Raw genomic sequence first — 13,941 nt, forward strand, 5'->3', positions numbered from 1 at the left:
GGACTTTCTTTACGGAGAACAACCTTATATCCATAATATCATACCATAATCTGGACGGTCGTCTACCACATCCCCTCTAATTTCCGCATTCATAAAGGCAAACCTTATGTAGTGTTGTTACCAGAGCCTTTCTCGTGAAAGAGTTGAAGAAGTTGAGCCAGAATGGGGGAAAGTTGGACATGCAGACGGCAGTCGATAACAAAACGAAACAGGTGAACTAGAAATGAGCTACACTGCACTACAGGTCGACCCGAACGTGCTCGCAGAAGGTGTCAACCTTCTGTGGGTCCTTACAGTATCGTTCCTGATCTTCTTCATGCACGCAGGCTTCGCCATGCTTGAGGCGGGCCAAGTGCGCTCGAAGAACGTCGCGAACCAGCTAACGAAGAATCTCCTGACCTGGTCGGTCGGCGTCGTCGTGTTCTTCCTCATCGGATCCGGCATCTCGTCACTCGTCGGGTCCGGGTCCTTCGCGCCGGCGTTCGGGGCTGAGGCCGCGAACGACTACGTCGGGTGGCTGTTCGGTGCTGTCTTCGCGATGACGGCGGCAACCATCGTCTCCGGGGCAGTGGCCGGCCGAGCCAAGCTCCGTGCGTACATCACGTACACGTTCCTGCTGGCCGCAGTCATCTATCCCGTCGTGACCGGGCTCACGTGGGCCGGATCCCACATCAGCCTCGGCGGCGTGGTGTTCAAGGACTTCGCCGGCGGGATGATCGTCCACGGCATGGGCGGCATCGCCGGCCTCACGGCCGCCTACGTACTCGGTCCGCGCATGGGCCGGTACAACGAGGACGGCTCCGCGAACGTCATTCCGGGCCACTCGATGACCTTCGCCGTGCTGGGGACGCTCATCCTCGCCTTCGGCTGGTACGGGTTCAACGTCGGGACTGCAGCGAGTGTCTTCGTCGTTGAAGACGGCGCACTCGCGCTCGGTGCCTTCGCAACGGTTGGCCGCGTCGCGATGACGACGACCGTCGCGATGGCGATGGGCGCAATCGGTGCCGCACTGGTCGCGTGGCTGAAGACCGGCAAGGTCGACACGCTGTACGTCGCAAACGGGCTGCTCGCCGGACTGGTCGGTATCACGGCAATCCCCGACACCACGACCTGGTGGGGTGCCCTCATCGTCGGCGTCCTCGCTGGCGGTCAGCTTCCGATTGTGTTCAGCTTCATGGAAAACCGCATGAAGATTGACGACGTGTGCGCTGTGTTCCCGGTCCACGGCAGTGCCGGTGTGCTGGGCACGATTATGTACCCACTTGTCGCAACCTCCGGCACCGTTGGCTCTATCGGTAGCGCCCTCGCCGTGCAGGTGGTTGGTGTCGCCGTCATCGCCGGCTGGACGATTGTGACCACCGGCCTCATCTGGTACGGCCTCAAGGCGGCCGGCCAGGCACGCGTTACGCCCGAACACGAGCAGGAAGGGCTGGACGTCAGCGAGCACGGCGTCGAGACCTACCCCGAGTTCGGTGGCGGCGAAAGTGTTGTCGCCGATGGTGGTAAAGTGAGTCCGAGCGTGCGTACTGACGGAGGTTCCAAAGATGACTGACGAAACTGACGACTCCGAAATCAAGATGGTAGTCGCAATGGTTCGACCAGACAAACTCGGCGACGTAAAGAAGGCACTCGCCGAGGTCGGCGCGCCCTCGCTGACAGTGACGAACGTCTCCGGCCGCGGCTCACAGCCCGCCAAGAAGGGCCAGTGGCGCGGCGAGGAGTACGTCGTCGACCTCCACCAGAAGGTCAAAGTCGAGACAGTGGTCGCAGACATCCCCGCAGAGGATGTCGTCGACGCTATCGCCGACGGTGCCCACACTGGCGAGAAAGGTGACGGCAAGATATTCGTCCTCCCCGTGGACAACGCCTATCAGGTCCGAACCGGCAAAGAAGGCCCAGAGGCAGTCTGAGCGGACGAAATGGTCGATGATACCGACAGACAGGTAGTGAACGCACTGCTTCAGGACGGCCGTGCGAGCGCCCGTGATGTCGCCGCCGCAACCGGTATCGCGGCGACCACGGTATCGCGCCGGATGGACGACCTGGAGTCGACCGGTGTGATCGACGAATACACCGTCGACATCGATTACGGGGCGCTGGGCTACGACGTGACCGCCGTGTTCCAGCTCTCCGTCGAGGGCGACGGGCTCGGACGGGTGGTGGACCAGTTACGTGATCGACGCGAGATGGTTGCGGTTTACGAAGTGACCGGCGACCACGACATCGTGGCCGTCGGGAAGTTCACCGATACGCAGTCGATGAACGAGCGGATAAAGACGCTGCTGACCGACGAGGACATCCGATCCGCCTCGACATCAGTCGTACTGAACACAGTGTGTGAACACGAGCAGTTCCCGGTCGACGGAGCTGACGTCTGAGGCGCCGGCGGTCCGGTTTTCGCTGCCAGTTCGGGACGGAGAGACACGCCATGAGGCGCAACGGGATGTGTCTGTCGTGACTACGTGGTGACTGAATTTCTTGGCTCGTACCCTGTGGAACCGGCAACAGATGGCGGTCAGATCCCATCCGCTGGTGAGTGTGGCTCCCAGCGGTGGCGTTAAGCCGCTCGCGCCGCTCCAGAAGATATGGGCTTGAAAGTCGACGTGCGGAAGCTGGACCTTTTCAATCAGATGGCAAAGGAGGGGTCCGGGACAGTCGCGGAGAACCTCGGCCAGTTGACTGGCCTCGACGCGACAGTTCGGACCTCACAGATCAATTTTCTCGACATCGAGGACGTCAAAACACACATCGGCGACGACAAGGGCGTCGGCATCTACGTCGAACTGAACGAACCGCCCTACGGCTACGTCCTGTTTCTGCTCGAACCGGCCGATAGCAAGCGGATGGCCGGCGCGATGATGGGTGGAATGGGTGAGCCAAGCGAGGGGGAGGGGTTCTCCGACATGGAACGGTCGGCGATGCAGGAGATCGGCAACATCATGACCTCCGCGTTCATCGACGGGTGGGCGAACGTGCTGGAGACGACCATAGACATGGGGACACCGAACTTTGTGTTCGGACCGGCCGACGGCATCATCGATAAGATGGGCGGCTGGCCGGACTCCGACCTGGTGTTTGTCGTCGACTCGCGTATCACCGTCGACGACGGTGACCTCGGGATGACCGTGTACACGTTCCCCGAACTGGAGGACCTCGTCGCGCTGATTCAGGATATCGATCTCGACACCGACGTCGCGGTAGACACCGAAGCCAGCGACATTCTTGACTGACAGCGACACGCTGTCTCTGCTTCCCCGTTGCATTTCGTCTCTATCGTTGCTGTAACCGCTGGTACGACGGTTATCAGTCCGGTACCACCTGAGACCAGTCGGGCCTATGCTAATTGGTCACTCTTTTCTACTGAAATAAGTATTATATATATTTATCATCAAAACAGCTGGTATGCGATTGGAAAGTGGGGGCGCAGCGGTTGATAGGCGGTCGCTACTACAGTTCGCCGGTGGGGTCGGTGCTGCGGGGCTCGCCGGGCTGGCGGGATGCCAGGGCGGGGGTTCGAGAGCCGAAAACACACCAGAGCACCCACCGCTTGGGAACTATCCGGTCGAAGGGGACACGGTCACGTTCGGCTTCAACGTCCCACAGTCCGGGACCTACGCCGCCGAAGGACGCGACGAACTGCGGGGGTACGAACTCGCTGTCGCCCATCTCAACGAGGGCGGCGGCTGGGTCGGGCAACGCTCCTTTGACGTACTCAGCGGCGACGGCGTGCTCGGAAAGACCGTCGAGTACGTCACGGCAGACACGGAGACGAAACCGGATGTCGCGACGACTAACCCCGAGGAGATGATCGAGCAAGACGACGTCATCATGTTCTCCGGCGGCTCGTCCAGTTCCGTCGCCATCGCTCAGCAGAAGGTCGCACAGGCCCGGAAAGTCCCGTATATGTGCTGTCTGACGCATTCGAACGACACGACGGGGAGCGACTGTGTCCGCTACAGCTTCCGAGAGATGTTCAACGCGTACATGACCGCACAGGCGCTGATTCCGGCGCTCAAAGAACGGTTCGGCCGAGACGCCGAGTACGTCCAGATCTACGCGGACTACAACTGGGGGCAAACGATGGAGTCGTCGATTCGTGACTTCTTCACGTCGAGTGGCTGGGTCGAACTCACGAGCATCCCAACGCGCCTCGGAACGACAGACTACGAGGAACCGCTCAAACAGGCCCGGGACGCCGGCGCGGAGGTCGTCTTCCTCGACCACTACGGACTCGACGCCGCGAACTCGCTGACAACGGCTCAGGAGATACTCCCTGACGAGGTGGGGATTGTGGTGCCGCTGTACAACCGTATCGTGGCACAGAACGCCTCGACGGCACTCGATGGTGTCGTCGGGACGGTCGCGTGGGACACCAGCGTCTCGTCTGCCCTCTCCAATGCGTTCAAGAACGCCTTCACCGCGGAGTACGGGAACGCACAGCGGCCCTCCGGCGTGGCCCATCTGGCCTACGCACAGACGCTCCAGTTCGCCGCAGCCGTCGAGCGGGCCGGCACGTTCTATCCGCCGGCGGTTATTCGAGAGCTGGAAGACCACGAATACTCGGTCGGGCTGGGCAGCCAGACGATGCGGAGCTGTGACCATCAGGCCCAGCGTGGCGTCCCGGTGGTCGAGGGACTGCCAGAGTCCGAGCAGTCCCTCGGTCGATTCTATGACCTGCTCAGCGTCACGAAAGCGGTCGGGTACGACTGTGACGGCGGCCCGGCCGCCGAGTGCGAACTCGGCGACTACGGGGACTAGAGCCGGAGCGTGACGTTACTGCGCACCGAAAAACACGGCAAGCGGAGAACCGAGAGGGGACTGGACACAAGCAGTCCCCGGCTGTCAGAGGCAGACGGACGCGCCCTGCAACGGGCAGGTCACGTCGGCACATCCGGCTGTTCGGAGCCGGGGCCGCGTTACTCCAGTAGCTCCGGTGCGGCGTCGTATGCCACCCCCTCGGCCGCGGATTCCGACGGCTCGTCACCAGCGTGGTCGGTCGGACAGTCTGTCTCAGCCATGGTCAGTCGTCCGCCGAGATGGGCTGGCCCTCGGCGTCGGTCGGGGCTGGGCTGTCGCCGTCGTCGAAGGGGTACCACGACTGCTTGCCGTCGGCCAGACAGGGGTCGGTGTACCCCTCGACCTCGTGGGGTTCGGCCAGTTCCACGATGGTCTCGTGGCCGGTGGCGTCGACCCACTCGCGGAAGGTCTGGCCCTCCGAGCGCAGCGCGGCGTAGGCCTCGACAATGTTGGCGATCATGCCCGGCACCTCGTCCGCGGGGACGCGCTGGCGGACCCACTCGATGAACGTCGGCTCCGCGCCGATGCCGCCGCCGACGCCCACGTCGACGGCTTCGACCATCTCGCCGTCCTTGCGGGCGCGCATTCCCTGTAAGCCGATATCGGCCGTCATCGCCTGCCCGCAGTCGGCCGTACAGCCCGAGAAGTGCATCTTGATGCGGTCCACGTCGTCGGGCACGTCGACGTTGTCGCCGAGCCAGCGGAGCAGGCGCGCCATCCGCGCCTTCGTCTCGGTCAGCGCCAGCGAGCAGAACTCCGTCCCGGTACAGGCCATCGCGCCCTGAACGAAAGGGTTGGGCTCGGGCGAGTGCTTGTCCAGCAGCGACTCGTTGAGCAGGTTCGAGAGCTTGTCGTCGGGCACGTCCATGATGAGCGGGTTCTGCCGGCGGGTCAGCCGCACCTCGCCGGAGCCGTAGGCGTCCGCGAGGTCCGCCAGTTCGATGGCGTCCTCGGCGGAGAGTCGGCCGACGGGCACGGAAAGTCCGACGTAGTTCTTGCCGTCGGTCTGGTCGTAGACGCCGACGTGGTCGTGGGCACCGTACTCGGTGGGCTTGCCGGCGTTGTACGTGTACTCCCCGCGGAAGTCCGTGCCGGCGGTCTCGAACGCGAAGTCCAGCCGTTCGTCGAGTGCCTCGCGGATGGCGTCGGTGCCGTGCTCGTCGACGAAAAAGCGTGCGCGGTTCTTCGACCGGTTCGTTCGATTGCCTTCCTCGTGGTAGTACTCGACGAAGGCCCGGACCGTCTCGACGGCGTGTTCGGGCCGGACGAACAGGTCGAGCGGGCGGGCCTCGCGGGGCTCGCGGCCGCCGAGGCCGCCGCCGACGCGGACGTTGAACCCCTCGACCTCTTCGCCGTCGACGAACTTGTGGGCCGGCTCAAGCCCGATGTCGTTGATGCTGTCCTGCGCACACCCCTGCTTGCACCCCGTCACCGAGATGTTGAACTTCCGGGGCATGTTGGACAGGTCGTTGTCGTCGCGGATGGTCTCCTGAATCTCGTCGAGAATCGGGCGGGACTCGACGAACTCCTCGGCCTTGCCGGCGACCGGACAGCCGGAGATGTTCCGCATCGTGTCCCCGCCCGCCGAGCGCGAGGAGACGCCGACGGCTTCGAGTTTCTCCCATATCTCGGGGATGTCCTCGAGCTTGAGCCAGTGCAGTTGGATGGACTGGCGGGTCGTGAAGTCTATCCAGCCGTTCCCGAACTCGGGGTTCTCGGCCGGCCCCTTCGCGTAGTCGCGGGCGACCTCGCCGATGGCCCGGAGCTGGTCCGGTTCCAGGATGCCGCCGCAGTTGGTCAGCCGCATCATGAAATACGACTCCTGGCCGCCGCGGTGGTGGAACACGCCCCAGAACTTGAACCGCGAGAACCACTTCTCGCGTTCGTCCTCGGGTATCGACTCCCAGCCCCGCTCGGCGAACTCCTCTAGCTTCTCCCGGACCTCGTCGCCGTACAGCTCCGCCTTGTACTCCTCTTTCTTGTGTGCCATCGTTATCGACTCCCCGTTTCGAAAGTTCGTACTATTTTATCACTCATATATGCTCGAATGTACGCTAATTTACGCCTCAATATTTTATTTGGAGTGTTAAAACCCTATTCGTTAACAAAATCGACATAGACGCAGCGTTAGCACACGCCCGTCAAGAAGCGACCCGAGACGGCGGTGATAAGGCGGGCCGTTTGACGAACGGACGGTCAGGTCCGCTCGGGCGGACGAGTGTCCAGAAGTGAACGGTGGCGGTGACACAGTCGCTAGAGAGGACGGGAAGGCGGGGAAACGGGCGGCGAGAGGGCCGCCTCGGTCGGTTACGCGGACTGGTCCCGGGAGGTGCAAAGCGCGGCCGTGGCGTCGAACTCGTCGGACGCGTGTTCGGGAACCGGGTCCGAAACGGTGACCGGCGAGAGCCGCGCGAGGAAGTCCGAGACGGCCGGCGAGCCGAGTCCGATGGTCGTCTCGCAGGCCTCGACGGCCGCCGTCGTGCCGTAGACGGCCGATAGCGGGCGGGCTCGCCCGCTGACAAGCGGCACCGCGCCGTCGCCTTCGGCCGCCTCGAACAGCCGCTCGGGGAGCACGGCGGGGACGAACGGTCGGTCACAGGGCGTGACGAACGTCCAGTCGCCCCGCGCGACCCGACAGCCGGTCCGGATGCCGGCGACCGGGCCGCCGTCGGGAACCGGGTCGAACGCGAACCGGACGTCGAGCCCCGAGAGCGCCGCCTCGACGTCGGCCCGCCGGTCGTCGCGGCAGTTGACGACCACTTCGTCGACGGCGTCACCGAGCCCGGTCACGACGCGGCGAATCACCGGTTCGCCGTCGAGGTCGGCTGTCGCCTCGTCCGCGTCGCCAAAGCGGGTGGCGCGCCCGCCGGCGAGGACCACGGCCGAGCGCATCAGTCGTCCCCGGACGGAACCGTCTCCGTCCCGCCCGACTCGCCGACGAAGCCGGCGGTGTTGGCGACGCGTGCGATTTCCGGCTGGAACACCCACGCGGCGAGCAACACGATGGGAATCATCGAGGCCGCGACGATGGAGTAGCCGAGGTGGAGGTTCGCCAGCCACGGGGCGGAGTAGACGAGCGGGTAGACGATGCCGCCGACGGTGCCGACGCCGCCGACGACGCCCGCGACCGCGCCGGAGCTGTTGGGGAACATCGAGGGGACCATCGCGAAGATGGAGCCCTCGGCGAAGGCACAGGCCGTGCCGACGAGGAAGCCGATGACGACGGCGTTCATCAGCACGCCCGAGAGCCCCGCGAGCGTCATCGCAAACATCGTCACGACGATGAAACACAGCGTGACGAACGTCCACTGCTCGCGGTAGTGGCCTTTGAAGAACGGCAGGATGTCCTTCTCCTTCCGCGCGAGCACGTCGCTGAGGTAGCCGCCGATGGGACGCAGGAGGCCGGCGGCGACGGAGAACGTCGCGGCGAACGTGCTCGCGACGACGAGGTTGTCCTGGTTGAACGCCTCGCGGTAGTAGGTGGCGAGCCAGCCGTTCATCGAGAGTTCGAGGCCGAAGGACATCACGTACGCCAGCGCGAGGACGACGGTCCCGTAGCGGGTCGCCGTGTGGACCCAGTCCTTGAAGCTCGCGTTGTCCTTCGTCGCCTGGCGCTTCTCCTCGCTCTTTGCCGCCTCGCCGAGCGTGTAGTACGCCACGGCGAGGCCGATAGAGACGACGCCGGTGTAGAAGAAGGCGGCCCGCCAGTTGGTGCTAAACAGCGGCCCGCTCCACCCGGTGTTGAACACGCGCGGGAGGACGAGCGCCCCGCCCGCCGCGCCGGCGTTCCCGACGCCGGCGTAGATGCCCTCGGCCAGGCCGAGGTTCTCCTCTTCGAACCACTCAGCGACGTGCTGGATGCCGATGACGAACGTGATGCCGGCCGTCGCGACGATGAGCCGCGTCACGAAAAACAGGGAGTAGTCCTGGACGAACGCACTCGCCATCGAGAACACGCCGACGTAGGCCAACACGATGGCGAAGATGGCCGGCGCGCCGAACTTGTCGGAGAGCCAGCCGGTCACCATCCGGCCGAATGGAGCCATCCAGATGGCCGAGCTGGCGAGGATGCCGATTTCGGCCGTCGTGAGGCCGAACTCGTCGGCGATTGGCCCCGTAAACGGCGCGAACGAGAACCAGATGAGAAACGAGAAGTTGAAGCCAATCGTCGCCAGCAGCAACGTCCGGTGTTTCGTCATCCGAATCAGACCCATAGCGACACCTCCGGGACCGCCGTCGAACGACCAACCGAAGCGAACTTTCGTTGAAGTTTGTTATCTTTACCCCAAATTTCTACCACGTTCGAACACATTGTATCAATATATGCTATCGAACAGAGGATTATAACGGTGTTCGTTTACAAAAACGGAATATATCGTCTCGATTCAGACATCCCGACAATGCCGCCGTTTCTGGTCCGGTCCGGCGAGCGATTCTTACGAACGTCAACGAAGTCGCGGAAGTAGGTGTGGAATCGTCAATCGAACGCCCCCGGACCCACACGGGCGTCCGGACGGACAGCGTCGACGCAGGATTCGGACAGCGGGGACCGCGTGTAGTAACTGTGTCGATATTTTCTTTCAACGAAAGCGTTATTCGGCTACTCGTACGAATATCCCAAATATATAGGGCCAAGTCGTGTACGAACATCGAGTACGGACCCGTATAACGTTACAATGAGAGACGAACGACGGACCGATTCGCACGCGCGCTGTCCCGTCCGACGCCGCTCGGCCGGCCGCGGCGGCGTCGACACGCGGGCACAGTGCGACGAACCGACGGCGAACCGTCCCACGAGATGAGCTACTGGAAGCCAACCACCTGCATGCGCTGTGCCGTCGGCTGTGGCCAGCAACAGCTCGGCGTCGACGAGGGGTACGGTATCGACACGGTTCGCGGGAACCGGAACCACCCCGTCTCGGAGGGGCTCGCCTGCGAGCGGGGCATCAGAGAGACGCAGAACCCGGACGGCGAGTGGCTCACGGAGCCGCTGGTCCGTCGCGGGGACACGCTCAAACCCGCCTCCTGGTCGACGGCGCTGGGCATCGTCGCCTCCGAGTTCATCCAGACGATTGCGGAGGACCCGAACAGAATCGCCGTCCTGGGAAGCGGCCAGCAGACGAACGAGGCCGCCTACGCGCTGGGGAAACTCGCCCGCGCCGGCATCGGGACCGAACACTTCGACGCCAACACGACGCTGTGTATGTCCTCGGCTGTGAAAGCGTACTACGACGCCTTCGGCAGCGACGCGCCGCCGTGTACCTACGACGACATCCCGATGGCCGAAACCCACGTCGTCTGGGGGGCGAACCCGGCCGCGGCACACCCCGTCCTCTATCGCTGGCTCATCGACAGCGCGAGCGAGCCGGACAGCCGCCTCGTCGTCGTCGACCCGGTGCGGAGCGAGACCGCCGCCGACGCCGACCAGTACGTCCGGCTCGAGGCCGGGACGGACGTGGAACTGGCGCGCGCGGTCCTCGCGCGGCTGGTCGAGACCGACCGGGTCGACCGCGAGTTCGTCGAGGACCACACCGACGGCTACGACGAACTCGTCGAGTCGCTCCCGGCGGTCGAGCGCGCCGCGGACACCGCCGGCGTCTCCGTCGAGGCCGTCGACGCGCTGGCCGACGCCTTCGAGGACCGGACGCTCGTCTACTGGGGGATGGGCGTCAACCAGAGCACGAACGGCACCGACGCCGCGCGGTCGCTCATCAACCTGTGCCTGGCCTCGGGGAACATGGGACCCGGCAGCGGCCCGTTCTCGCTGACCGGCCAGGCCAACTCGATGGGTGCGCGCGTCGTCTCCTCGAAGGAGACGTGGCCCGGTCACCGGCCGTTCGACGACGACGACCACCGGGCGGCGGTCGCCGACCACTGGGACGTACCGCTGGGCCGGCTCCCCGACTCGCCCGGGCCGGGGCCGGTCGGCATCGTCGACGAGATCAACCGCGGCCACATCGACGCCGTCTGGACGGTCGCGACGAACCCCGTCGTCGGGATGCCCGACGCCACGAACGTCAGGCGGTCGCTGGACGACGTCTTCCTCGTCGTCCAGGACGCGTTCCGGTCGGAGACCGTCGAGTACGCCGACGTGGTGTTGCCGGCGGCGACCTGGGGCGAGAGCGAGGGCACGACGATGAACATGGAGCGGCGCGTCTCGAAGGTCACGGCCGTGACCGACACGGTCGACACCGTGTGGCGGGACCTCGATATCATCGCCGCCATCGGCAACCGCATCGACGAGACGCTCTTCGACGGCCCGCCGGTCGACCCGGAGACCGTCTTCGAGGAGTTCGCGGCGCTGACCGAGGGCACCCCGGCCGACTGCTCGGGTATCACGTACGACCGCCTCGACAGGGAACTGGCCGTCCGGTGGCCCGCGCCAGACGCCGACAGCGAAGGTGGGTATCGGTACTACGAGCCCGACGCCGACGACAAGACGTGGTCGTTCCCGACCGACACCGGCCGGGCACAGTTCACGACCGCGACGTACCAGGGGCTCCCAGAGCCGACGGACGCGACCTATCCGCTGACGCTGACGACCGGGCGGCGGCCCGGGGCGTACAACACGGACGCCAGGACGGAGGGCGCGGACGACGGCGTCCCGACGGCCCGCATCCACCCCGAGACGGCCGGCCAGTACGTCCAGCTGTTCGACCGCGGCCGGACCGTCGTCGAGTCGCGGCGAGGCAGCGTCACCGTCGACCTCGCGCCGGACGACGCCGTCCCGCAGGGGACCATCTGGATGGACATCCACAACACCGCGGTCAACGAGCTGACGCTCCCGGCCGTCGACCCCGATTCGAACGAACCCAACTACAAGCAGTGCGCCGTCCGTCTGGCGACGCCCGACACCTCCTCGACGGTGACCCGAAACGGGCTCCCGCGGAGCGGGACGCTCGGGGGCGACTGAGACGCGTCGAGGTCGGCGAGCCGGCGGATACGTTCTCGGTGACGGCAAGCCCCGTCAGTCGGCCGTGGCGGGCGGCAGTTCGGCCTCGGCGGCGACGAGGCGGGCGGCACACTGTTTGAAGTTCGGCTCGTCGGACTGAGGGTCACGGTCAGAGAGCGTCAGCCGGTTCGTCGCCGGGTGGTGAATCGGGAGCCACACCATCCCGCAGGGGACGCCCTCGTCCCGGTCGATGACGACCGTCGCGGAGCCGCGGCGGGTCTCGACGGTCAGCGTCCCGTCGGTGACGAGCCCGCTGTGTTCCTCGACCGTCTTGGGGTGGATGCGGGCCACCAGCGGCCCGGCCTCGCCGCCGCGGGACCGGACGCCGGTGTTGTACCCGTCGGCCTCGCGGGCGGTGGTCAGGGTCAGCGGGTAGTCGTCGTCGGTCGGTTCCGGAAGCGACCCCTGGCGGCCCGTCGAGAACTGCGCCCGGCCGGAGGGGGTCGGGAACGACCACGATTCGTCGTCGTAGTAGCGGTAGCCGCCGGCGCTGTCGGCGTCGGGAGCGGGCCACCTGACGGCGTGGTTCTCGTCGAGGCGCTCGTAGGTGATGCCCGAGCAGTCGGCGACCGTCCCCTCCGTGAGGGCGGTGAACTCGTCGAAGACGTCGGACGGGTCCGGCGACGTGCTCTCGAACAGGCCGGGGAACAGCCGCGAGCCGATGGTAGCGATGATGTCGATGTCCTGCCTGACGCCGCTCGGCACGTCGGTCGCCGACCGGACCCGGGAGATGGTCCGCTCCATGTTCGTGGTCGTCCCGTCGCTCTCGCCCCAGGTCGCCGCCGGCAACACCACGTCGGCGATCTCCGTCGTTTCGGTGTGGAAGGCGTCCTGCACGACGACGAAGGCGTCTTCGAGCGTCTCGCGGACGCTCTCGGCCTCGGGCATCCCGGCGACGGGGTTCGTGGCGACAGCCCAGACAGCCTCGGGACCATCTTCGAGCATCCCGACCGGACCGGGGCCGGTGTCGTCGGGCAGACGGTCGACGGGCACGTCCCAGTGGTCGGCGACGAGGCGGCGGTGGTCCGGGTCCTCGAAGGCGCGCTGGCCGGGCCAGGACCCCTTCGAGGAGCAGATGCGGGTCCCCATCGAGTTGGCCTGACCGGTCAGCGAGAACGGGCCGCCGCCGGGCCGGAGGTTCCCCGTCGCCAGCGTCAGGTCGATGAGCGCCCGGGCGGTCTCAGTCCCCTGAACGTGCTGATTGATGCCCATGCCCCAGTAGACCAGCGCCCGCTGGTCGAGCACGTCGGCCAGCAGGTCCACCTCGGCCATCTCGACGCCGGCCTCGGCGGCCGCGTCCGTGGCGTCGGGCAGAGCCGCGAGCAGGTCCTCGAAGCCCTCCGTCGCCGCGTCGACGAACTCGCGGTCGACCCGCCCCGTCTCGACGATGCGGGCGAGGACGGCCCGGGCCAGCGCGAGGTCCTTCCCGGGGGCGGGCGCGACGTGGTGTTCGGCGTTCTCCGCGGTCTCCGAGCGGACGGGGTCGACGACGACGATCTCCACGTCCTCCTCGTCGGCGGCCTGCTGAATCCAGCGGAACATCACGGGGTGGGCGACCGCCGGGTTCGCCCCCCAGACGACGTGACGGTCGGCGTCGCTGATATCGGCGTAGGTACACGGCGGCGCGTCACTGCCGAAGGCCTGGTAGTAGGCGGTGACGGCGCTTGCCATGCACAGGGTCGTGTTGGCGTCGTAGTTGCGCGTGCCGAAGCCGCCACGGGCGACCTTCCCCAGCGCGTAGGCCGCCTCGTTTGTCTGCTGGCCGCTGCCCAGCACGGCAACGGAGTCGGGGTCCCGTTCGTGGACGGCCTGCAGTCCCTCGACGGCACGGGCCAGCGCCACGTCCCACTGGGTCTGGCGGAGTTCACCACCGCTGCGGACCATCGGCCGCGTGAGCCACTCCCCGTCGGGGGCCTTGCTCTCCCGGAGCCCGCGAGCGCATGCCAGTCCCTGACTGACCGGATGGGCGGCATCGCCGCGGGCGGCGTCGATGCCGTACCCCTCGTCAGCCCCCTGGTGCATGTGTCCACAGCCGACGGCACACCGCATACACGTCGTCGGGACCCAGTCGCTCACAGCCGTCCACGCGCCGTGACGACGCCCATTCGTCCAGTTTGGCATAAGATTACAGTACGTTCGGATGCCATTGTCGTACGTACATAGATGAATACACACCGTATAACAGTGACTCT

General features: G+C 65.7%; 10 protein-coding genes. 6 read left to right on the forward strand and 4 right to left on the reverse strand.

The window, feature by feature from the left end; all coding sequences use genetic code 11:
* Nucleotides 1–223 precede the first annotated feature (223 nt).
* From AMS69_RS03755 to AMS69_RS03775, 5 genes are all read left to right on the forward strand, one after another.
* A complete protein-coding gene (locus AMS69_RS03755) occupies nt 224–1,552 on the forward strand; it encodes an ammonium transporter (protein WP_053966747.1) in 1,329 nt (442 codons plus the stop codon).
* Nucleotides 1,545–1,910 carry a P-II family nitrogen regulator gene (locus AMS69_RS03760; RefSeq protein ID WP_004517663.1) on the forward strand — a complete coding sequence of 122 codons (366 nt, stop codon included), beginning with the start codon at nt 1,545–1,547 and terminating at the stop codon, nt 1,908–1,910. Before AMS69_RS03755 ends, AMS69_RS03760 begins: the two co-directional genes overlap by 8 nt.
* 9 nt (nt 1,911–1,919) lie before the next feature.
* Nucleotides 1,920–2,378: an HTH-type transcriptional regulator Lrp gene (gene lrp, locus AMS69_RS03765; protein WP_053966748.1), complete on the forward strand. Its 459-nt coding sequence runs from the start codon at nt 1,920–1,922 to the stop codon at nt 2,376–2,378.
* A gap of 207 nt (nt 2,379–2,585) precedes the next feature.
* Nucleotides 2,586–3,230: a chemotaxis protein CheC gene (locus AMS69_RS03770; RefSeq protein WP_053966749.1), complete on the forward strand. Its 645-nt coding sequence runs from the start codon at nt 2,586–2,588 to the stop codon at nt 3,228–3,230.
* A gap of 172 nt (nt 3,231–3,402) precedes the next feature.
* On the forward strand, nt 3,403–4,758 hold the full coding sequence (locus AMS69_RS03775; protein ID WP_053966750.1) for a substrate-binding protein: 1,356 nt from the start codon (nt 3,403–3,405) through the stop codon (nt 4,756–4,758).
* A gap of 262 nt (nt 4,759–5,020) precedes the next feature.
* Here the strand turns inward: AMS69_RS03775 and AMS69_RS03780 are convergent, their stop codons facing one another.
* The 3 genes from AMS69_RS03780 to AMS69_RS03790 form a co-directional block, all read right to left on the reverse strand.
* A complete protein-coding gene (locus tag AMS69_RS03780; RefSeq protein ID WP_053966751.1) occupies nt 5,021–6,787 on the reverse strand; it encodes a nitrite/sulfite reductase in 1,767 nt (588 codons plus the stop codon).
* 317 nt (nt 6,788–7,104) lie between these two features.
* On the reverse strand, nt 7,105–7,689 hold the full coding sequence (locus AMS69_RS03785) for a molybdenum cofactor guanylyltransferase (protein ID WP_053966752.1): 585 nt from the start codon (nt 7,687–7,689) through the stop codon (nt 7,105–7,107).
* Nucleotides 7,689–9,011: an MFS transporter gene (locus AMS69_RS03790; protein WP_053966753.1), complete on the reverse strand. Its 1,323-nt coding sequence runs from the start codon at nt 9,009–9,011 to the stop codon at nt 7,689–7,691. Before AMS69_RS03790 ends, AMS69_RS03785 begins: the two co-directional genes overlap by 1 nt.
* Nucleotides 9,012–9,595: 584 nt before the next feature.
* Here AMS69_RS03790 and nasA (AMS69_RS03795) point away from each other — a divergent pair.
* The gene (gene nasA, locus AMS69_RS03795; RefSeq protein ID WP_077067748.1) at nt 9,596–11,710 is read left to right on the forward strand and encodes an assimilatory nitrate reductase NasA; all 2,115 of its coding nucleotides are present in this window, start codon (nt 9,596–9,598) and stop codon (nt 11,708–11,710) included.
* 54 nt (nt 11,711–11,764) lie between these two features.
* On the opposite strand, the gene nasA (AMS69_RS03800) is transcribed toward nasA (AMS69_RS03795), so the two are convergent.
* A complete protein-coding gene (nasA, locus tag AMS69_RS03800; protein WP_077067749.1) occupies nt 11,765–13,870 on the reverse strand; it encodes an assimilatory nitrate reductase NasA in 2,106 nt (701 codons plus the stop codon).
* Between the last annotated feature and the right edge of the window lie 71 nt (nt 13,871–13,941).

It is taken from the genome of Haloarcula rubripromontorii (assembly GCF_001280425.1).
Classification (GTDB): Archaea; Halobacteriota; Halobacteria; order Halobacteriales; family Haloarculaceae; genus Haloarcula; species Haloarcula rubripromontorii.

Excerpts from the sequence above, each read along its gene's own strand:
- AMS69_RS03755 (WP_053966747.1), top strand. The coding sequence starts at position 224 with ATGAGCTACACTGCACTACAGGTCGACCCGAACGTGCTCGCAGAAGGT.
- AMS69_RS03760 (WP_004517663.1), top strand. The coding sequence starts at position 1,545 with ATGACTGACGAAACTGACGACTCCGAAATCAAGATGGTAGTCGCAATG.
- lrp (WP_053966748.1), top strand. The coding sequence starts at position 1,920 with ATGGTCGATGATACCGACAGACAGGTAGTGAACGCACTGCTTCAGGAC.
- AMS69_RS03770 (WP_053966749.1), top strand. The coding sequence starts at position 2,586 with ATGGGCTTGAAAGTCGACGTGCGGAAGCTGGACCTTTTCAATCAGATG.
- AMS69_RS03775 (WP_053966750.1), top strand. The coding sequence starts at position 3,403 with ATGCGATTGGAAAGTGGGGGCGCAGCGGTTGATAGGCGGTCGCTACTA.
- AMS69_RS03780 (WP_053966751.1), bottom strand. The coding sequence starts at position 6,787 with ATGGCACACAAGAAAGAGGAGTACAAGGCGGAGCTGTACGGCGACGAG.
- AMS69_RS03785 (WP_053966752.1), bottom strand. The coding sequence starts at position 7,689 with ATGCGCTCGGCCGTGGTCCTCGCCGGCGGGCGCGCCACCCGCTTTGGC.
- AMS69_RS03790 (WP_053966753.1), bottom strand. The coding sequence starts at position 9,011 with ATGGGTCTGATTCGGATGACGAAACACCGGACGTTGCTGCTGGCGACG.
- nasA (WP_077067748.1), top strand. The coding sequence starts at position 9,596 with ATGAGCTACTGGAAGCCAACCACCTGCATGCGCTGTGCCGTCGGCTGT.
- nasA (WP_077067749.1), bottom strand. The coding sequence starts at position 13,870 with ATGCCAAACTGGACGAATGGGCGTCGTCACGGCGCGTGGACGGCTGTG.